The 18,671-nt window shown below is 57.1% G+C and carries 27 protein-coding genes; 11 read left to right on the forward strand and 16 right to left on the reverse strand.

The genetic code is table 11. The annotated features are described in order from the left end of the window. Positions 1-4: 4 nt before the first annotated feature. Positions 5-709: an SDR family oxidoreductase gene (locus tag CFBP5473_RS08890; protein WP_027673036.1), complete on the reverse strand. Its 705-nt coding sequence runs from the start codon at positions 707-709 to the stop codon at positions 5-7. A gap of 96 nt (positions 710-805) precedes the next feature. Continuing rightward, positions 806-1,963, reverse strand: coding sequence for a pyridoxal phosphate-dependent aminotransferase (locus CFBP5473_RS08895; RefSeq protein ID WP_027673035.1), 1,158 nt, complete (start codon positions 1,961-1,963; stop codon positions 806-808). A 163-nt stretch (positions 1,964-2,126) separates the two neighbouring features. Here CFBP5473_RS08895 and CFBP5473_RS08900 point away from each other — a divergent pair, with 163 nt between their 5' ends. The 5 genes from CFBP5473_RS08900 (at position 2,127) to aat (ending at position 5,943) form a co-directional block, all read left to right on the forward strand. Continuing rightward, complete coding sequence (locus CFBP5473_RS08900; protein WP_027673034.1) at positions 2,127-2,894, forward strand: DsbA family protein; 768 nt, start codon at positions 2,127-2,129, stop codon at positions 2,892-2,894. Positions 2,895-3,019: 125 nt separating this feature from the next. Then, the gene (aroQ, locus tag CFBP5473_RS08905; RefSeq protein WP_027673033.1) at positions 3,020-3,457 is read left to right on the forward strand and encodes a type II 3-dehydroquinate dehydratase; all 438 of its coding nucleotides are present in this window, start codon (positions 3,020-3,022) and stop codon (positions 3,455-3,457) included. Between the two features lie 28 nt (positions 3,458-3,485). Beyond that, positions 3,486-3,974: an acetyl-CoA carboxylase biotin carboxyl carrier protein gene (gene accB, locus CFBP5473_RS08910; RefSeq protein WP_027673032.1), complete on the forward strand. Its 489-nt coding sequence runs from the start codon at positions 3,486-3,488 to the stop codon at positions 3,972-3,974. Positions 3,975-3,984: 10 nt separating this feature from the next. Further along, positions 3,985-5,328 (forward strand): acetyl-CoA carboxylase biotin carboxylase subunit, encoded by a 1,344-nt coding sequence (gene accC, locus CFBP5473_RS08915; protein ID WP_027673031.1) that lies wholly within the window; start codon positions 3,985-3,987, stop codon positions 5,326-5,328. A gap of 3 nt (positions 5,329-5,331) precedes the next feature. Beyond that, a complete protein-coding gene (aat, locus tag CFBP5473_RS08920; RefSeq protein WP_027673030.1) occupies positions 5,332-5,943 on the forward strand; it encodes a leucyl/phenylalanyl-tRNA--protein transferase in 612 nt (203 codons plus the stop codon). A 167-nt stretch (positions 5,944-6,110) separates the two neighbouring features. Here the strand turns inward: aat and CFBP5473_RS08930 are convergent, their stop codons facing one another. From CFBP5473_RS08930 to gatB, 5 genes are all read right to left on the reverse strand, one after another. Continuing rightward, complete coding sequence (locus CFBP5473_RS08930; RefSeq protein WP_027673029.1) at positions 6,111-6,548, reverse strand: DUF2155 domain-containing protein; 438 nt, start codon at positions 6,546-6,548, stop codon at positions 6,111-6,113. A gap of 143 nt (positions 6,549-6,691) precedes the next feature. Beyond that, positions 6,692-7,090: an NADH:ubiquinone oxidoreductase subunit NDUFA12 gene (locus tag CFBP5473_RS08935; RefSeq protein WP_027673028.1), complete on the reverse strand. Its 399-nt coding sequence runs from the start codon at positions 7,088-7,090 to the stop codon at positions 6,692-6,694. A 104-nt stretch (positions 7,091-7,194) separates the two neighbouring features. Beyond that, the gene (locus CFBP5473_RS08940; protein WP_027673027.1) at positions 7,195-7,668 is read right to left on the reverse strand and encodes a GNAT family N-acetyltransferase; all 474 of its coding nucleotides are present in this window, start codon (positions 7,666-7,668) and stop codon (positions 7,195-7,197) included. After that, positions 7,665-8,162 carry a GNAT family N-acetyltransferase gene (locus CFBP5473_RS08945; protein ID WP_027673026.1) on the reverse strand — a complete coding sequence of 166 codons (498 nt, stop codon included), beginning with the start codon at positions 8,160-8,162 and terminating at the stop codon, positions 7,665-7,667. The genes CFBP5473_RS08940 and CFBP5473_RS08945 overlap by 4 nt, the downstream gene beginning before the upstream one ends. Positions 8,163-8,371: 209 nt before the next feature. After that, positions 8,372-9,874 carry an Asp-tRNA(Asn)/Glu-tRNA(Gln) amidotransferase subunit GatB gene (gene gatB, locus CFBP5473_RS08950; protein ID WP_027673025.1) on the reverse strand — a complete coding sequence of 501 codons (1,503 nt, stop codon included), beginning with the start codon at positions 9,872-9,874 and terminating at the stop codon, positions 8,372-8,374. Between the two features lie 152 nt (positions 9,875-10,026). Here gatB and CFBP5473_RS08955 point away from each other — a divergent pair, with 152 nt between their 5' ends. Beyond that, the gene (locus CFBP5473_RS08955) at positions 10,027-10,344 is read left to right on the forward strand and encodes a DUF1294 domain-containing protein (protein WP_027673024.1); all 318 of its coding nucleotides are present in this window, start codon (positions 10,027-10,029) and stop codon (positions 10,342-10,344) included. On the opposite strand, the gene CFBP5473_RS08960 is transcribed toward CFBP5473_RS08955, so the two are convergent. The 5 genes from CFBP5473_RS08960 to gatC form a co-directional block, all read right to left on the reverse strand. Next, a complete protein-coding gene (locus CFBP5473_RS08960) occupies positions 10,341-10,850 on the reverse strand; it encodes a GNAT family N-acetyltransferase (protein WP_027673023.1) in 510 nt (169 codons plus the stop codon). The genes CFBP5473_RS08955 and CFBP5473_RS08960 overlap by 4 nt on opposite strands. An 87-nt stretch (positions 10,851-10,937) precedes the next feature. Further along, positions 10,938-11,408: an SRPBCC family protein gene (locus tag CFBP5473_RS08965; protein ID WP_027673022.1), complete on the reverse strand. Its 471-nt coding sequence runs from the start codon at positions 11,406-11,408 to the stop codon at positions 10,938-10,940. Positions 11,409-11,476: 68 nt separating this feature from the next. Continuing rightward, positions 11,477-11,938 (reverse strand): GNAT family N-acetyltransferase, encoded by a 462-nt coding sequence (locus CFBP5473_RS08970; protein ID WP_027673021.1) that lies wholly within the window; start codon positions 11,936-11,938, stop codon positions 11,477-11,479. Between the two features lie 20 nt (positions 11,939-11,958). Continuing rightward, the gene (gene gatA / locus CFBP5473_RS08975) at positions 11,959-13,440 is read right to left on the reverse strand and encodes an Asp-tRNA(Asn)/Glu-tRNA(Gln) amidotransferase subunit GatA (protein ID WP_027673020.1); all 1,482 of its coding nucleotides are present in this window, start codon (positions 13,438-13,440) and stop codon (positions 11,959-11,961) included. Positions 13,441-13,497: 57 nt separating this feature from the next. Then, positions 13,498-13,785, reverse strand: coding sequence for an Asp-tRNA(Asn)/Glu-tRNA(Gln) amidotransferase subunit GatC (gene gatC / locus CFBP5473_RS08980; RefSeq protein WP_027673019.1), 288 nt, complete (start codon positions 13,783-13,785; stop codon positions 13,498-13,500). A gap of 251 nt (positions 13,786-14,036) precedes the next feature. Between gatC and CFBP5473_RS08985 the strand changes: the two genes are divergently transcribed. Next, a complete protein-coding gene (locus tag CFBP5473_RS08985) occupies positions 14,037-14,894 on the forward strand; it encodes a M48 family metallopeptidase (protein ID WP_051441091.1) in 858 nt (285 codons plus the stop codon). A gap of 58 nt (positions 14,895-14,952) precedes the next feature. Here the strand turns inward: CFBP5473_RS08985 and CFBP5473_RS08990 are convergent, their stop codons facing one another. Beyond that, on the reverse strand, positions 14,953-15,657 hold the full coding sequence (locus tag CFBP5473_RS08990; RefSeq protein WP_027673018.1) for a metal-dependent hydrolase: 705 nt from the start codon (positions 15,655-15,657) through the stop codon (positions 14,953-14,955). 83 nt (positions 15,658-15,740) lie between these two features. On the opposite strand from CFBP5473_RS08990, the gene CFBP5473_RS08995 reads away from it, so the two are divergent. Both CFBP5473_RS08995 and ruvX read left to right on the forward strand, forming a co-directional pair. Continuing rightward, positions 15,741-16,043 carry an alkylphosphonate utilization protein gene (locus CFBP5473_RS08995; protein WP_027673017.1) on the forward strand — a complete coding sequence of 101 codons (303 nt, stop codon included), beginning with the start codon at positions 15,741-15,743 and terminating at the stop codon, positions 16,041-16,043. A 7-nt stretch (positions 16,044-16,050) separates the two neighbouring features. Then, complete coding sequence (ruvX, locus tag CFBP5473_RS09000; RefSeq protein WP_027673016.1) at positions 16,051-16,539, forward strand: Holliday junction resolvase RuvX; 489 nt, start codon at positions 16,051-16,053, stop codon at positions 16,537-16,539. Here the strand turns inward: ruvX and CFBP5473_RS09005 are convergent. The 3 genes from CFBP5473_RS09005 to CFBP5473_RS09010 all read right to left on the reverse strand — a co-directional run bounded on the left by CFBP5473_RS09005 (position 16,482) and on the right by CFBP5473_RS09010 (position 17,817). Beyond that, complete coding sequence (locus CFBP5473_RS09005) at positions 16,482-16,808, reverse strand: DUF6105 family protein (protein ID WP_027673015.1); 327 nt, start codon at positions 16,806-16,808, stop codon at positions 16,482-16,484. The genes ruvX and CFBP5473_RS09005 overlap by 58 nt on opposite strands. Next, positions 16,805-16,966, reverse strand: coding sequence for a hypothetical protein (locus CFBP5473_RS25235; protein WP_210239299.1), 162 nt, complete (start codon positions 16,964-16,966; stop codon positions 16,805-16,807). Before CFBP5473_RS25235 ends, CFBP5473_RS09005 begins: the two co-directional genes overlap by 4 nt. 200 nt (positions 16,967-17,166) lie before the next feature. After that, positions 17,167-17,817 carry a TetR/AcrR family transcriptional regulator gene (locus CFBP5473_RS09010; RefSeq protein WP_037170585.1) on the reverse strand — a complete coding sequence of 217 codons (651 nt, stop codon included), beginning with the start codon at positions 17,815-17,817 and terminating at the stop codon, positions 17,167-17,169. A gap of 181 nt (positions 17,818-17,998) precedes the next feature. Here CFBP5473_RS09010 and CFBP5473_RS09015 point away from each other — a divergent pair, with 181 nt between their 5' ends. Both CFBP5473_RS09015 and CFBP5473_RS09020 read left to right on the forward strand, forming a co-directional pair. Continuing rightward, positions 17,999-18,262 carry a type II toxin-antitoxin system prevent-host-death family antitoxin gene (locus CFBP5473_RS09015; protein ID WP_051441090.1) on the forward strand — a complete coding sequence of 88 codons (264 nt, stop codon included), beginning with the start codon at positions 17,999-18,001 and terminating at the stop codon, positions 18,260-18,262. Continuing rightward, entirely contained in the window at positions 18,255-18,665 is a 411-nt protein-coding gene (locus CFBP5473_RS09020) for a hypothetical protein (protein WP_027673012.1), read from the forward strand. Before CFBP5473_RS09015 ends, CFBP5473_RS09020 begins: the two co-directional genes overlap by 8 nt. Positions 18,666-18,671 lie beyond the last annotated feature (6 nt).

Consider the following 18,671-nt stretch of genomic DNA (forward strand, 5'->3'; position numbering starts at 1 on the left):
AATACTACACCGAGCGCGTGAGCCCTCCATCGACCCGCAGATTTTGTCCGGTGATGTAGCCGGCGCCTTCGGATGCGAGAAACGCAACGGTCGCTGCAATCTCTTCGCTTTTGCCATAACGCTGCATGGGCACCATTTCGCGCCGCTGTTCGGTGGCTGGCAGACTGTCTATCCAGCCCGGCAGAACATTGTTCATCCGCACATTATCGGCGGCATATTTATCCGCGAAAATCTTGGTATAGGCGGCGAGACCTGCGCGGAATACGGCAGATGTCGGGAACATGTCGCTTGGTTCGAACGCCCAGGCGGTCGAAATGTTGATGATGACACCGCTCTTCTGCGCCACCATGGTTGGCGCGATGATGCGTGTCGGGCGGATGACGTTCATGAGGTAAACATCAAGGCCCGTATGCCACTGCTCATCGGTAATATCGAGGATCGGCGCGCGGGGTCCATGACCGGCGCTATTGACCAGAACGTCGATGCGACCGAACTTTTCCAGCGTCAGATCGGCAAGTTTCTGGATGTCTTCGTTGGACTGATTGGAGCCGGTGACACCGAGGCCGCCGAGCTCCTTCGCCAAGGCCTCGCCCTTGCCGGAAGAGGACAGGATGGCAACCTTGTAACCGTCTTCCGCGAAACGTTTCGCGACAGCCGCACCCATGCCGCTGCCACCCGCCGTTACCACCGCTACTTTTTCTGCCGACATCTCGTTCCTCCAATTTGCTTGGAGGAACTTAGCCGATTACCGCAGCAAGTCGAACCAAAAGGACTGATGAGCGGTACAGAAAAGCTGCAAGGAGCTTTACTTCAACCAGCCTGCGATGCGCCCCACGGCTTCGGCAATATCCGAAACGGAGCCGGCATAGGAGAAACGCATGGCACGGTGGCCTTCCAGCGGATCGAAATCGAGACCCGGCGTTGCCGCAACATCGATTTCCGCCAGCATGCGCTTGGCAAATTCCATGCTATCGTTCGAATAGCGGCTCGTATCCACATAAGCGTAGAAGGCGCCGTCCATGGGCGATGCCAGCGGCAGGCCGAGCTCCGGCAGGCGCGTCATAAGAAAATCGCGGTTGGTACGGTAGCTTTCCTTGTAGACGTCCAGCTCTTCCTCGGCAGAAAACGCCGCTGCTGCGGCCAGCTGGGATAGTTCGGGCGCGGAGATGTACATGCTCTGCGCCAGACATTCGACCGGTCGAATGAGGTTCTCGGGCAGCACCATCCAGCCGATGCGCCAGCCGGTCATGCAATAATATTTGGAGAAAGAATTGATGACGACGGCATTGTCGGTGATTTCGACCGCGCTCGTCTCCTCGCCCACGAAAGTCAGCCCATGATAGATTTCGTCGGATATGAAGGCGATGTCGCGGCTGTCGCAATAGCTCGAAAGGCGCTTCAGCGCGTCCCTTCCCGTCACCGTGCCCGTGGGGTTGGCCGGGCTTGCCAGAAGCACGCCCTTCAGCTTGCAGCCAGCCTTCGTTTCGGCCCGCTCCAGACTTGCAGGGGTCAGCGTATAACCCGTCTCCGCCGTAACCGGCACTTCCACGACGTTAAGCCCAAGCGCCTTCAGAATGTTGCGATAGGCGGGATAGCCGGGCCGTGCGATTGCCACCGCATCGCCCGCATCGAAAAGCGCGAGGAAGGCGAGGTTGAAAGCTGCGGAAGACCCTGTCGTGACGGCGATACGCGCCGGATCGATGATTGCCTGATGCCGAAGGCGGTAATGCGCCGCAATCGCCTCACGCAGCTCGCGAAGGCCAAGCGCGTCCGTATATCCAATGCGCCCATGTTTCAGCGCCGTTTCGGCGGCTTCCAGCGATGCCTTTGGTGCCGGATGGGAAGGCTGCCCGACGGCCATGGAAATGACGGGACGCCCCAGCTGTCTGCGCCGATTGGCTTCCGCCAGAATATCCATGGCATGAAAGGGCTCGACGGCGCTTCGCTTGGACAGTGTGATCAAAGGCATGTTCTTTCTTAGTGAGGCGACGGAGATTTGCCGCATTGTTGCGCTCTTCACAATGGCGAGATCGCAACGACCGAGATTTATTTGCGGTATGGCAATTGAATTAAATTAGGGTAATTGCCTGACTATGAATCACTGCCCATAACCAATGAGGACCGAAATGGCACTTTCCATCAGATCAGCGGCACTTGCCTGTGTTACGGCCCTTTCCACGCTTGCCGCCACCCTGCCCGCTCATGCGCTGGATGCCCAGCAGAAGAAGGAAATGGGCGAGTTCATCAAGGAATATCTGATCGAGAACCCCGAAATCATGCTCGAGGTTCAGGATGCGCTTGAGAAAAAGCAATATGCGGCGAGAAACGCCAAGGCGGCAGATGCAGTCTCCGAAAACAGGAAGGCCATCTTCGAATCGAAATACGACCTCTCGCTGGGCAACCCGAATGGCGATGTGACGCTGGTCGAGTTTTTCGATTACAATTGCGGTTACTGCAAGCGCGCCATGGCCGATATGGACAACATTCTGAAGACCGACAAGAACGTGCGCGTCGTGCTGAAGGAATTCCCGATCCTTGGACCGGAATCCGTGGAAGCGCACAAGGTTTCCAACGCCGTGAAGCTTCTGGCGCCTGCAAAATATCCCGAGTTCCAGCGCACGCTGCTTGGCGGACGCGGTCGCGCCAACGAGGCAAGCGCCATCGAAGTCGCAACGTCGCTTGGCCTGAAGGAAGCGGACATCCGCAAGTCCATGGCTGAAAACCCCAATGACGAGCAGGTTCAGGAAGCCTATACGCTGGCAACCAATCTCGGCATTTCCGGCACACCGTCCTACATCGTGGGAGACGAGGCCGTTTTTGGCGCCGTGGGTGCCGGGCCGCTGAAGGAGAAGATTGCCAATATGCGCAACTGCGGCAAGGCAAGCTGCTCTTAATATTCCAAAAAGCCACTGAATAACTTTACCTTAGCCGCATCCCGGAGCGCTTTCGAGTGCCCGGGGGCTTTTCCTTGGCGGTTGCGCGGTCTATAGGTGTCGCTGATTTTTTGACGGAACCGCGAATGAGCAACACGATCTTCGTCCTGAACGGCCCCAATCTCAACATGTTGGGAAAGCGCGAGCCGGGCATTTACGGCGGCAAGACGCTGAAGGACATCGAGAACGACTGCGTGAAGGCTGGTGAAGAGCTTGGCTTTGCTGTCGAGTGCCACCAGTCCAACCACGAGGGCGTTCTGGTGGATCTGCTGCACGAGGCAGGCGACCGCGCCGCCGGTGTCGTCATCAATCCCGGCGCCTATGGCCATACGTCGATTGCTCTGCACGATGCCATTCGCTCCATCTCCGTTCCTGTCGTGGAAGTCCATATTTCCAACATCCACGCACGCGAGGAATTCCGCCACAAATCGATGATAGCGCCCGCTGCAAAAGGTATGGTCTGCGGCTTTGGGCCTTACGGCTACATCATGGCGCTCAACGCCTTGAAAAATATCACGGCATAAAAAGAAACAATCAGAAATAGGGTTTGTCATGTCTGAAAAGAAAAACGGTATCGACAAGGAACTGATCCGCGATCTCGCGAACATCCTCAACGACACCGACCTTTCCGAGATCGAAGTGGAACAGGACGATCTGCGCATTCGCGTTTCGCGTTCCGCTCCGCCTGCAACGGTTTATGCCGCAGCCCCGCAATATGCCCCTGCTCCGGTTGCCGCTCCAGCAGCGCCCGCTGCCGTTGCTGGCCCTGCCGCTCCGGCTGCATCCGCAGCCCCTGCACGCAACCCTGCAAACACCGTGACTTCACCGATGGTTGGCACGGTTTACCTGTCTTCCGCTCCAGGCGCCCGCCCCTTCGTCGAAGTCGGCGCGACGGTCAAGGAAGGTCAGACGCTTCTCATCGTTGAAGCCATGAAGACCATGAACCAGATCCCGGCTCCGAAGTCCGGCAAGGTCACGGAAATCATCGTCAACGACGCTCAGCCCGTGGAGTATGGTGAAGCCCTCGTGGTCATCGAATAAGGGGGCTCTCATGGTTTCCAAGATCCTCATTGCCAATCGCGGCGAAATTGCTCTTCGCGTTCTTCGCGCCGCCAAGGAACTCGGCATCCCAACGGTCGCCGTTCACTCCACGGCAGACGCGGATGCCATGCATGTGCGCCTGGCGGACGAAAGCGTGTGTATTGGCCCGCCCCCTTCGCGTGACAGCTACCTCAACATCCACCAGATCGTTGCGGCCTGCGAAATCACCGGTGCGGACGCCGTTCACCCCGGCTATGGTTTCCTTTCGGAAAACGCCAAGTTCGCAGATATTCTCGACGCGCACGGCATCACCTTCATCGGGCCGACCGCCGATCATATCCGCATCATGGGTGACAAGATCACTGCCAAGCAGACGGCTCAGGAACTGGGTATTCCCGTCGTTCCCGGCTCCGACGGCGAAGTGAAGCCTGAGAACGCGATGGAAATCGCCAGGCAGATCGGCTTCCCCGTACTCATCAAGGCCACGGCAGGCGGCGGCGGACGCGGCATGAAGGTCGCCAAGACCGAAGCCGATCTGGACGAAGCCGTTTCGACCGCCCGTTCCGAAGCGCTGGCTGCTTTCGGCAACGACGCCGTCTACATGGAAAAATATCTCGGCAAGCCGCGCCACATCGAGGTGCAGGTTTTCGGCGATGGCGAAGGCAATGCCGTCCATCTGGGTGAACGCGACTGCTCTCTGCAGCGCCGCCACCAGAAGGTTCTGGAAGAAGCCAACTCCCCTGCTCTCACCGTCGAGCAGCGCATGGAAATCGGCGAGATTTGCGCGAGCGCCATGCGCAAGCTGAAGTATCGCGGTGCTGGCACCATCGAGTTCCTCTACGAAAACGGCGAGTTCTATTTCATCGAAATGAACACCCGTCTTCAGGTGGAGCATCCGGTCACCGAAGCCATCACCGGCATGGACCTGGTGCAGGAGCAGATTCGCGTCGCTTCCGGCCAGGGCCTTTCGGTTACGCAGGCTGATATCGAATTCCATGGTCACGCCATCGAATGCCGTATCAATGCGGAAGATCCGCGCACTTTCGTTCCGTCTCCGGGTACGCTGACCTATTTCCACACGCCCGGCGGTCTCGGCGTGCGCGTGGATTCTGGTGCTTATCAGGGTTACAAGATCCCGCCTTACTACGACAGCATGATCGGCAAGCTGATCGTACATGGTCGCGACCGTGACGAATGCATTCGTCGCCTGCGCCGCGCACTGGACGAGTTCGTCGTTGACGGCATCAAGACGACGCTTCCGCTGTTCCAGGACCTGCTTCAGAACGAAGACATTCTGGCGGGCAATTACGACATTCACTGGCTGGAGAAATATCTGGCCGGCGACGCTCACTAAGAGATGGGGCGGCGCAGCAGAGATAGCGATATCACCGTCGATATGCTGCTGCGCGCCTACTCTATCGGCCTGTTTCCCATGGCCGAATCGGCTGACGATCCCGAGCTTTTCTGGGTCGAGCCGGAATTACGGGGCATCATACCGCTCAATGATTTCCACGTCTCGAAAAGCCTTACCAAGACCATTCGAAAGACGCCTTTCGATATCCGCTTCGACACGGCCTTCGATGCCGTGATGGCCGGGTGCGCCGAAGAAGCGCCGGATCGCCCCAGCACCTGGATCAACGAGACCATCCGCAAACTTTACGTCGAACTTCACCAGATCGGCCACGCCCACAGCGTCGAAGCCTGGGAAGAAGACCAACTCGTCGGAGGCCTCTACGGCGTCTCCCTCGGCTCCGCCTTCTTCGGCGAAAGCATGTTCTCCAGACGCACCAACGCCTCGAAGATTTGTCTCGTGCATCTGGTAGAGAGGCTGCGTGAAAACGGCTTCACTCTGCTCGACACACAGTTCACGACGGAACATCTCAAGACGTTTGGAGCTATCGACGTGCCTAAAGCAGAATACGCGAAGATGCTGCAACGGGCAGTGAATTCGGCGGATTTGGAATTTTAGTGAGTTCGTCGCTCTGCCAATTGGCGGCAATCACAGACCTCTCCTCATTCCTGTCCTTGTGACAGGAATCCAGCCAGCCCAAGTCTTTGGGCTGAAAGACCCTCCCTCCACGCAGACGCGAGTCGACTGAATTCCTGTGACGAACACAGGAATGAGGGAGTGCGATGTTAGTTCTTCGCCGTCGAAGGCGCAGGAACGTCCGATTCCTGTTTGCAGCCAGTCAGCCACACGTCATAAATCGGGTGTTCCACGGCGTTGAGGCCGGGGCTGTCGGCGAACATCCAGCCGGTGAAGATGCGGCGGATTTTGCGGTCCAGGGTGATTTCATCGACTTCCACGAAGGAATCGATCTTCTGCGCCTCGGTATCGTCGCGCGAATAGCAGACCTTCGGTGTCACCTGAAGCGCGCCGAACTGCACGGTTTCATCGATATAGACATCGAAGGAGGTGATGCGGCCGGTGATCTTGTCGATGCCGGAAAAAACCGCGACCTTGTTTTCAAGGCGGGCTGCGGAGACTGGGGAGACGAGACCGACTGCTGGCACCAGCGCCAAAAGCGACATTACCAGCGCACGCAAAGACATATCCCGCGTGAATGTTCTCATATCGAATCGTCTCCAGAAAACTGCCCCGCTCATCCAAGAGCCAGACCACGCCTAAGGGCCGAATGTGGCAAAAGCGGGTGGCGGTCATGATCAAATGTCCGCCAGTTTCACTCCGTTCAGAACAGAGTGTCCGTCACGCGATATCAGCCGCCGGGCGTCCACGCATCGTAATCGCCGGTTACGCGAGGACGCTCGCCGGAAACCGCCAGAGAACCCTGCGGGCGATAGGCCTTGGAAGAGCCGGTCAGGTTTGGCTGATGCGCCTTCTGCCAATCGCGAGCCACATAGTTTTCCTGGCTCGGCGGCGTATCGGTGCGGTAGTGCATCCAGCCGTGCCAGCCCGGAGGAATGGCAGAGGCTTCAGCATAACCATTATAGATGACCCAACGGCGCGGCATGCCCCAGGAGGTGGTGCCACCCTCGTAGTAGGTGTTGCCCAACTCGTCCGTGCCCACCTTCTTGCCGAAGCGCCATGTGTGGAAGCGCGTTCCGATCGTCTGGCCGTTCCACCAGGTGAAGATTTGCGTCAGAAGAGTCTTCATTATCCGTTCCTCGGGCTTTTCAGGTGCGGCGCTTTCGCACCCGCACAGCAACAGCTTATGCCGTTACCGGCGTGAATTGTCCAGCATTTCCATGAGCGGAAACACTATTTCAGCTTCACTCGAAAGCCGAAATGACGCTTCTCGAAACCAAGCCGCTCATAGAAACGATGAGCATCGATTCGAGCCGCGTTGGAGGTGAGCTGAACTGTCGAAAGTCCGCGTTTCCGGGCCTCTTCGATGCAGTAGCGGATCATGATCGCGCCAATGCCACGCCCGCGCATGTCTTCACGCGTCTGCACCGCCTCGATGACCATGGAGACCGCACCGCGCCCGACAAGCTTCGTCAGAACTGCCGTCTGGAAGGTGCCGACCACCGTTCCATCGAGCTCCGCCACGTAGAGCGTCTCGTTGGGTGACATGGCGATTGCGCGGAACGCTGCGAGATAATCCGGCAGGGCCGCCTCGTCCGTCGTGTCGCCATGCCCGCCGATTTCATCGGCTGCAAACAGCGCGGCCAGTGCCGGAACATCCTCTTCGCGCGCTTCACGAATGACCAGATTATCCAGCGTGGTAGTCATCTCTTGAGGCTCTTTTCCATCACGATACCCGGCATTCCTTCTACGCCCGCCATGCGTTCGATTCGGTCCACCTCGGTAAAACCCACGCCTTCATAGAAGGCGATTGCGACAGTATTTTTAGGCTCCACTTCCAGCCGCATGATTTCCGCATCCAGGAAACAGGTCTCGACCTCGGCAAAAAGATCGCGCCCCACGCCCTGACGCTGAAACTGCGGATCGACGTAAAGCTGATAGAGCAGCGCCGTCTTCGCCATCTGGGTGGACATGACCGCATAGGCCATGCCGCCGATGCGCTTGCCATCATCGGCCACCAGAAACTCGCCACCCTTTTTCTCGACGCGCTCCTTCAGTGCCTGCGGTGTGTGCCACAGCGCAATCATGTCGTTCACCTTGTCCGTGCCATAGATCGCGTCATAGGTGGCGTGCCACGTCTTCATCAGCAAAGACCGGACCGGCTCGATATCGCGTTCACTGGCGGTGCGAATGAAGAACACCATTTTTCCTCCGTCGAAATAGAAAAGCCGGGAAGAATCCCGGCAAGTAAGGGCGCACCGTAGAGAGTGAGGAAGCCTCCTCCTCGTCACCCCGGACTTGATCCGGGGTCCAGCGCCATCAAGTCCTTGATGGCAGAAGAGTCTCTCGCCGCGCAGACGCGCGGCACTGGATTCCGGCTCAAGGCCGGAATGACGGGAAATAGGAGCGCCTACTCCTCGATCCCCAACTTGGCCTTCACCAGTTCCTGTACCGCCTGCGGGTTTGCCTTGCCGCCGGTGGCCTTCATGACCTGGCCGACGAACCAGCCCGCGAGTGTGGGCTTGGCCTTTACCTTCTCGACCTGATCCGGGTTGGCGGCGATGATGTCGTCCACGGCCTTTTCGATGGCGCCCGTATCCGTCACCTGCTTCATGCCGCGGCTTTCCACGATGTCCGCCGGGTTACCGCCCTCGTTCCAGACGATTTCGAACAGGTCCTTGGCAATCTTGCCGGAGATCGTGTTCGCCTTGATGAGGTCGATGATGCCGCCGAGCTGCTCTGGCGAAACCGGGGTTTCCTCGATGGATTTGCTGGACTTGTTCAGCGCGCCGAGCAGGTCATTGATCACCCAGTTGGCAGCAGACTTCGGGTCACGGCCAGCGGCAACCGCCTCGTAATAATCCGCAATCGCTTTTTCCGAGACGAGAATGGAAGCGTCATAGACCGACAGGCCAAGCTCGGAAACGAAACGCGCTTTCTTGTCATCCGGCAGTTCCGGCAGATCGACCTTGAGGCTTTCTACGAAAGCATCGTCGAATTCCAGCGGCAGCAGGTCCGGGTCGGGGAAATAGCGGTAGTCATGCGCATCTTCCTTGGAGCGCATGGAGCGCGTCTCGCCCTTGCCGGGATCGAACAGGCGGGTTTCCTGATCGATGGCGCCGCCATCTTCCAGAATTGCGATCTGGCGACGGGCTTCGTATTCGATGGCCTGGCCGATAAAGCGGATCGAGTTGACGTTCTTGATTTCGCAACGCGTGCCGAAACCTTCACCCGGACGACGAACGGAAACGTTGACGTCCGCACGCATGGAGCCTTCGTCCATATTGCCATCGCAGGTCCCGAGGTAGCGCACGATAGAGCGCAGCTTGGTCATGTAGGCCTTCGCCTCGTCGGAAGAACGCATATCCGGCTTGGACACGATTTCCATCAGCGCCACACCGGAGCGGTTCAGGTCCACGAAGGACATTGTGGGGTGCTGGTCGTGCATCAACTTGCCCGCGTCCTGCTCCAGATGCAGACGCTCGATGCCGATTTCGATGTCTTCGAAATTGCCCTGACGATCCGGCCCCAGCGAAATTGTGATGGTGCCCTCACCCACGATAGGGTCCTTGAACTGCGAAATCTGGTAGCCCTGCGGAAGGTCCGGGTAGAAATAGTTCTTGCGGTCGAAGATCGAACGGTTGTTGATCTTCGCCTTCAAACCAAGGCCGGTGCGCACGGCCTGCGCCACGCATTCCTCGTTGATGACGGGCAGCATGCCGGGCATCGCGGCATCCACCAGCGAGACGTTGGTATTCGGCGCATTGCCGAATGTGGTGGAGGCGCCGGAGAACAGCTTGGAGTTGGACAGAACCTGTGCGTGAACCTCCATGCCGATGACGATTTCCCAGTCGCCGGTGGCGCCGGGAATGAAGCGTTTCGGATCGGGTGTGCGCACGTCTACAAGGGTCATATCAAGCTCTTAAGATACGGAATTTCTATCTGTGGTGAGGTAGAGCAAATGGCTTGATGGTGCAAGACTTCAAGAGGAGGAAGCGCGAAAGCTCTGGATTTTTAGGCAGGCATGATGCTACCTGTCTACAATTCAGGATTACATCGAGCAATATGACAACCATTCTCATCGCAGCCGCGACCTATCTCACCTTCAATCTCTTCGTTTTCCTCATCTATTGGTGGGACAAGGAAGCTGCAAAAAACAGGGAAAGGCGCGTCCCCGAGAGCACCCTGCTCTGGCTCGCCTTTCTGGGCGGAAGTCTCGGCGCGGTGACAGCGCAGCGCCTGCTTCGTCACAAGACGCGCAAGGAGCCCTTCCGCAGCCTGCTTATGGCAATCGTCGTGCTTCACTTAGGGCTTATTTTATCGCTGGCAATCATGCCCGACTGGCCGTTGCGGGCTTTGAAGTTTTTCGATCTTCCGGCTTAAAAGGACGGCCCGTAGGTTACCATCTCGAATTCCTTCAACTGCTTGCGCAGACCGATGGATTGCACCTCGCGATCCAGCTTTCGCGCATATTTCATCGATAGCCAGCTGACCTCATATCCATGCTTGCGGAAGAAGGAGAGCGCCTTTTCATTATCGGCATGGCTCTCCAGTTTGACCGAGGGGAACCCCGCCGCGAGAACTTGCGCCTCGAGTTCATCGAGCAGCATTTCTCCGATTCCCTGCCGTTGATAGAACGGATCGATCCAGAAATCGGAGATCATGTCATCGGAATTTTCCCGTGCGGCCCAACCTGCAAGAGTGCCGTCACTCTCCGCAACAAGAATGCAATGCCATGCGCCTAGCGTGAAATGGGCAAAGGCCGAGCGGGCATTCTCGCGAATCTCGTCATTCGTCTGGATGGATCGGGTGGCATCTTCCCAGGCACGGAAGCCAATTGCCGCAAGTATCGCCGCGTCATCCTGCCGTGCTTGCCGAATGGTTATCAAACCACGTCCCCGTGTTCTATTTCGAAACTCGTGACGCTGTTGTGATTCGGCAAGCCTGTCCTCGTCAAGTGATAGCTAATCAAAGCGTTAAATCTTCGCCACCAGCGCCGTTAGCTGATCCGCCGCAGCGCCCCAGCCTTCATGAAAACCCATCGCCTCATGCGTTTTCTTGTCCTCTTCGTTCCAGTGGCGCGCAATGGCCGTGTATTTGGTGCGCCCGCCACCCATATCATCAAGCAGAACGATGCCTGTCATGAATGGCTTTTCGGAGGGCACCCAAGCGCTGGTAAAGGCGTCGGTAAAGACCAGCTTTTCATTCGGTACGACTTCCAGATAGACGCCGCGATTCTCCACCACTTCGCCATTCGGCCCGTTCATGACGATGAAGCTAGAGCCACCTGCGCGCAGATCAAGCTCGGCATGGGAAACCGCCCAGGGCTTGGGACAGAACCACTCCTTCATCAGTTCAGGATCGGTCCATGCGCGGAAGATTTTCTCACGCGGCGCGTCGATTTCGCGCATCAAAACCAGTTCATGCCTTGCCGTATCAGTCGTCATGATCGCCTCCCGCTGTCTTGATTGAGCGGCAGAATAGCAGAGGATGAAGGGTTAAAAAGGGCGCATTTTCAGAGCAGCTTTTCCAGCCTTACTTTTTCAAGATCGACCTGCATACTCTCCGACCATTGCGTGCCTTGCCACACGATGCTGAAGCCGCAGCGCTCATAAGCGCGGATGGCATTGACGTTCTTTGCATGCGTGGCGATCTTTGCGATGGCAATGCCGGAACTGCGCATCTTTTCAAGGAGATGATCAACGAGAGCGCGGCCAATGCCCCTGCCCTGATAATCCGGATCGATCCATATGTCCGAAATATAGTCCGGCTCTCCGGCCCGCGCACCCCACCCAACGGTGGCGCCGTCCATCTCGGCAACCACAACGTCGCAACTGGTCTCTTGAGCGAACTTGGCGAATTCGCCGCCCACGCGCTCGATCACGGCAGGGTCGAGATAGCTATCTTCAAATGCGCTGCTCGATTGCCAGGCGCGAATACCAACAAGGCCGACCGCATCGCGATCGGCCTCTGTCATGGCTCGAATTGTAAGACCGCTTACCACCATTTGGCGGGCGTGAATTTGCCCGCGGCCTGCTCGATGGCGTGTGCCGTCTTGAACAGGGTTTCTTCCTCGAATGGCTTGCCGATAAGCTGAAGACCAAGCGGCAGGCCCTTGCCGTCAAGACCGGCAGGAACGGACAGACCCGGCAGACCGGCCATGTTGACAGTGATGGTGAACACGTCCTGCAGGTACATCTTCACCGGATCGGCTGCCAGTTCCTTGTCGCCGATTTCGAAGGCGGAGGATGGCGTAATCGGTGCCAGAACGGCGTCCACACCCTCATGGAAGACGTTTTCGAAGTCGCGCTTGATCAGCGTGCGAACCTTCTGCGCCTTGAGGTAATAGGCGTCGTAATAGCCAGCGGAAAGCACATAGGTACCGACCATGATACGGCGCTTCACTTCCGAGCCGAAACCGGCAGCGCGGCTCTTCTCGTACATATCGGCAATGTCCTTGCCATCGACGCGCAGGCCGTAGCGAACGCCATCGTAACGCGCGAGGTTGGACGATGCTTCCGCAGGGGCCACGATGTAATAGGCTGGCAGCGCGTATTTCGTATGCGGCAGAGAAATATCGACAACTTCCGCGCCAGCATCCTTCAGCCACTGAACGCCCTGCGCCCACAGCTTTTCAATCTCTTCCGGCATGCCATCGACGCGATACTCCTTCGGAATACCAATCTTCAGCCCCTTCAGCGACTGGCCGATGGCCTTTTCGTAATCCGGCACCGGCAGATCGACGGAGGTCGTATCCTTCGCATCGACGCTGGCCATGGATTTCAGAAGGATTGCGGCATCGCGCACGTCGCGGGCAATCGGACCGGCCTGATCGAGCGAGGATGCATAGGCGACCACGCCCCAGCGCGAAACGCGGCCATAGGTCGGCTTGATGCCGACCGTGCCGGTAAAGGCTGCAGGCTGGCGAATGGAGCCGCCGGTATCGGTGGCTGTCGCGCCTGCGCAAAGATGCGCGGCAACGGCTGCGGCGGACCCACCGGAGGAGCCGCCGGGAACGAGGTTCTTGTCGGAACCGTTGGCGCGCCAGGGGTTGATGGCCGGGCCGTAATAGGAGCTTTCGTTGGACGAGCCCATTGCGAATTCGTCCATGTTAAGCTTGCCCAGAAGCACGGCGCCGTCGTCCCACAGGTTCTGCGTAACGGTCGATTCGTATTTCGGCTTGAAGCCATCCAGAACGTGCGAGCATGCCTGCGTATGGATATCGCGCGTGGCGAAAAGGTCCTTCACGCCAACCGGAATACCTTCCAGCGCGCCGCCCTTGCCTGCCGCCAGTCGCTCATCCGAAGCCCTGGCCATCTCGCGCGCCTTTTCCGGCGTCGTCACGACATAGGCGTTCAGCTTCTCATTGGCAGCATCGATGGACTTCAGATAGGCGTCCGTCAGTTCAACGGCGGTGAATTCCTTGGCCTTCAGCTTATCACGTGCTTCGGCAATGGTGAGGCTGGTCAGTTCGGTCATATCGGCAACGGCTTTCGAAAACTTTTGAAATCTTGGAGCGGGAGCAAGCGAAATCGCTTACTCGACCACCTTCGGAACCATGAAGAAATTACGGTCTGTGGCAGGCGCATTGGCGACGATGTCATCAGCCTTGTCGCCGTCATTCACGTCGTCAACCCGCTTCTTCATGGCCACCGGCGTAACGGAGGTCATCGGCTCGACGCCATCCACATTCACTTCCGACAACTGCTCCACGAAACCGAGAATGCCATTCAGCTGGCCAAGCATGATATTGGCCTCTTCTTCGCTGACGGCAATACGGGAAAGACGCGCAACGCGCTTCACGGTGGCAAGATCGACGGACATGGTGTGACTCCGGTAGAATTTTCCTACCCGCTATAATGACCGCGCTCGCAGTTCGCAACCTTCATCACAGCCATAAACAACCACGAAAACAATATTCTCCTTATGCGGGAACTTTTATTCATCACGCGAGTTTTCGCGCGGGCTTCACCGCTCAATTTATAGATGCATTGCCTTTTTGAAACCGTTGTGAGTGCGCAGGATCGTATTCTTTACCGTTCGCATACTTGCAGCCATTTAACCGGGGGATTTCCATGAATTTCCAAATGTCGAAAGTGCGCCATTCGAAAGAGAAACTGTATGGCTTCCTTGTCTCATTGATCGGGGTGCTTGTCTGGATGACGGTTGCCGCCTCAATTCTGTACGCTGCCACATCCGAAAGCCTGGCAATCCTCTTTGTCGCGCTGTTCTACATCCTCATCATATGGTTCTTCTCTTATGTGGCAAGGGCGTTGGTCCGCGCCTATATGATGGGCCATTACGTCATGGTCAGCGAAACGCAGTTTCCACATCTTCACAAAATGGTCGTGGATGGTGCCCGGGCTCTGGGCCTGAAGGAAGCTCCAACGGCGTTCGTTTACAACTCTCATGGCGTGATGAACGCCATGGCGCTGACGCTCGTCGGACGCACGCGTTATATCTGGCTGACATCTACCCTGATCGATGCGGACGATGAGGAACAGGTCAAATTCGTGATCGGACATGAACTCGGCCACCACGTTGCAGGCCATCTGGATGAGCCTTGGAGCTTCCTGCGCCTTCCCGGTTTGATCGTGCCGTTTCTTGGTCAGGCCTACTCGCGAGCCCGCGAACTCACCTGTGACCGCGTCGGGCTCGTGGTGTCGGGAAATTTGAAGGCATCGCACACCGCACTTCAGATGCTGGCGTGCGGCAGTGCAAAGCTGAATGCCCAGATGAATCCCGCCGCTTTCGAAGCGCAAGACAAGATGGTGCCTTCGATTGCAGGCTTCTTCCTCACCATCTTCTCGCTCTACCCTCGCCACACGAGACGCGTGGCCGCTTTGAGCGAATGGAGAAACGCCGTAGGCGGCGTTTCCGAGGCTCCAGCAAGACAGCCACAGCCGGGCCGCGTGGAGCCGCAACTCGCTTAAAAAAATGCCTCCCAAGGCGTGAGCCCGGGGCGAAATATCGCGCCGGGCTTATTTGATGTCAGAACGTCAGCGTCTGCCCAACCTTAGGCACATCAACACGCGTCTGCGAGCCTTCCATACCAGTCACGAATTTTTCCGGGGTCTGGTCGATGATGGGGAACGAGCCATAGTGGCAGGGAATGGCGTGGCGGAATTTGAAGAAGCGCTGGCAGGCAAGTGCCGCGACCGCGCCGCCCATCGTGAAGCGATCCCCTACCGGCACGAGGCCGACTTCGGGTTCGTGCAGCTCGTTGATCAGGGCCATGTCGGAGAAGATGTCCGTATCGCCCATGTGGTACACCGTCGGGCCGTCTTCGAAATGCAGCATCAGGCCGTTTGCGCTTCCGAGAGAATGAGAGACACCGTCTTCCGTAATCTGCGCGGAGGAATGCAATGCGTTGGTGAGTGTCACGGAGAAGCCGTCAAATGTCACGGTTCCGCCTGTTCCGCCCATTTCCAGTTTCTTGACGCCGCGGTGTCCCATCCAGCTTGCCAGATCTGCGTTGGCAAACACTGTCGCTCCCGTTTCTTCGGCCAGCCTGATGGTATCGCCCACATGGTCTCCATGGCCGTGGGTCAGCAGGATATGGGTGATGCCGCTCGCTGCATCCTTTGCGTCCTGCCCGGCAAAGCCCGGATTGCCGGTGAAGAACGGGTCGATGAGAATTTTGGCATGTCCCGTTTCGATGCGGAATGCGGAGTGGCCAAGCCAGGTGAGTTTCATGGAAGTTCTCCTTTGTATTGCAGGTATATTGTGACATAGGACGGGTCAGACAACGGGACGCCGATAATTTTAGGAATTTGACCATGGCCGCAGATGATGACGAATATGTGTATGACGAAGCGAGCGGTGAATGGCGCCCGGCATCGGAAGTGGCGGCTGCCGCAGCCAAGGCCAATGAAGTTCGCGATGCGGCTGGAAATCTGCTGACGGATGGAGATTCCGTCACGCTTATCAAGGATTTGAAGGTCAAGGGCACCAGCACGACGCTGAAGCAGGGCACTGTGATACGCTCCATTCGCCTGACCGGAAATCCGGAAGAAATCGATTGCAAGCATGAGACCGTGAAGGGCTTGGTCCTGCGCACGGAATTCGTTCGTAAACGGTGAGAGACATATGGCGACGCTGACTATCGAGGAACTTCCGGGCTTTCTTCAAACCGGACAGGCCATTGCCGGGCTGGACCTCGGCACCAAGACAATCGGCCTTGCCATGTCCGATCTTTCGCGTCGTTTCGCCACCCCTCGCCCGGTTTTGAAGCGCATCAAGTTCACGCAGGATGCACAGGTTCTGCTGGATTTTGCCGCAAAGGAAAAAGTCGCCGCCTTCGTCATCGGCCTGCCGATGAATATGGATGGCTCCGCAGGCCCCCGCGTTCAGGCCACCCGCGCCTTCGTGCGCGCCATGAGCGAGAAGACCGAAATTCCGTTCGTCTTCTGGGATGAGCGGCTTTCGACAGTTGCCGCCGAGCGCGCCTTGCTGGAAATGGATGTTTCCCGCGCAAAGCGCGCCGAGCGCATCGATTCCGCTGCGGCGAGCTTCATCCTTCAGGGCGCTTTGGACAGGCTCTCGGCACTCGCCAGAGAAACTGCCTCAGACGACTGACGCTTTCGCCACCAAGCAACAATGGCTGCGCGCTTGCGAAACGCAATGATGGCAAAAACGATGAGGCTGTCGACGGCGATAGCCCTTGCGACCAGCGGCGGGATCGTCTCAGGCGGAATGCCGAGAACATTTCCGTAAATCTGGAAAACCAGATCATGCGCCTGCCGGGTCAGCATGAAAACCCCGAAGCTCATGTCGTAATAGGACAGGCTGTACCAGCTTCCGAGCAGCATCACCGGTCCGGCCCACAGGATCAGAAACCACTTCATGCCATCTGCTCCCGCGCGAAATACGCATCCGGAATTGCGGCAAGAACGCCCCGGCGCAGCGCTGCCATGATGCAGAGATTAAGCGTCGGAGCATCGAGGTCCAACGGCAGAAAAGTAAAAAACGTCATCATGACGCTCAAGGATATCCAGCGGCTCACAGCGCTTCCTTTATGCGCCCACAGACGCATGGTTAATAAATCATTAACACAATGATCCGAGCAGAAACTCAGGGCAAACAAAACTTGCGAATATGGTTAACGCAGGGTTTAGCTTGTGGATAAGTCTCTGCTCTGAAGGCAGCAACGGGCAACCGGGCGCGAGGCTCCGCAATACATTAGTAAATAATAATATTAATGAATCAGCCGTAAACGCCGCGAACGAGACGCTTTACGGCAGAACCGATCTTGTCCCAATCCCTGGCGGTTTTCAGGGAAACACCAGCAAACTGACCATTTGTGGCACCGGCAATCACGAGGTGCTGAATAGCAGCGAAAAGCACGGCGTTCAGCGCCGCCGGATCCACACCTTTCGGCGGCTCGAGCGAGCCGCGCATGCGTTCGATCCATTTCGACAAGGCCTTTGCACGCGCTTCCGCAAGTTGCTTTACCTGCGGCGTACTCTCGGAAATCTCCCAAGCCACGATCTTGCAGACCAGCGGATCGGAGCGAAGCGCATCGAGATAATAAAGCGCCAGTTTTTCCATCAGGTCGCCATAGGTCAGCAGAAACATGCCGCCCGTATCTTCCGGAATTCTATCCTGCACCCAGGAGCCGAGGTCCTGCCCGATGGCATCGACCAGCCCTTCCAGCCCGCCGAAATAGCGATAGATCAACTGCTTGTCGCAGCCCGCACGCCGTGCGACGGCGTTGATACCGAAGCCCTGAAACCCCTCCTGCGCCAGCAATGCCTTGGCGGCAGTAAAAATCGCCTTCTCCGTCGCAGCGCGATCCTTGATACGCTTTTCAGGCGCAGACGAATTAAGGGCGGCAGCGCCGTCGATTGCCAGCATGGCTCCACGAATCTCCGTGTGGTGACTTCGATTATGGAGTTAGCAAAGGGTTAAGGTGGGGGCAATGAGGCCAGCTTCCTGCTCAAGAAGTAACTGTGGATGATGAATATAAATAGGCTACTAGAGCGGCAGATTGCTGAATTCTGTATTTTCTGTATTATTCAGAAAAATGGAGAATGCCATGCCTAAGTCGATAACCACAGCAGAGTTCATGCGTCATTTTGGAAAGTACCACGATGAAGCACAAAAAGAGCCGATAACGCTGACTAAACACGGACGTCCTTCGGTAGTCGTTTTGCCTGTAGATTTATTTGAGAAACTGGCTGGCAATCAGGACCCCCGTAAGGCTTACGCTCGCGGGGAAATGCCGGAAGAGCTTAATTCTCTCTTCCTCGAACAACTCGATAAGGATTCAAAAGAATATCGGGACTCGCCGGATGAGTGAAAAATTCCGTCGAGGGGATATTGTAACTTACCCTTACCTCTGGCGCTGGCAGGATGATCGCGAGCATGGTGAAAAAGACAGGCCTGTCTGTATGATCCTCACGATCATTGATAAACAAGGACTGACACATACTCTGCTGCTGCCAATATCGTCACGACCGCCACATGCGGATCAGACTGCTTTGGAAATTCCGCCACTCGAACTTCGGCGCGCTAAGCTTGCGCGATACGAACGAGGCTGGATTACGGTCAGCGAATGTAATTACGATATTCTCGAACGATCTTATTATTTCGACACACGCCAAGAGCCAGTAGGCCGGTTTAGCGACGCTTTTCTCGAAGAAATCCGTATGGCTTTCAAGCCTTTTCTGGCCAAAGGTTCAGCAAGAATCAGCCGCACCTGAATTCCT

The sequence above is a fragment of the Agrobacterium larrymoorei genome (assembly GCF_005145045.1).
GTDB lineage: Bacteria > Pseudomonadota > Alphaproteobacteria > Rhizobiales > Rhizobiaceae > Agrobacterium > Agrobacterium larrymoorei.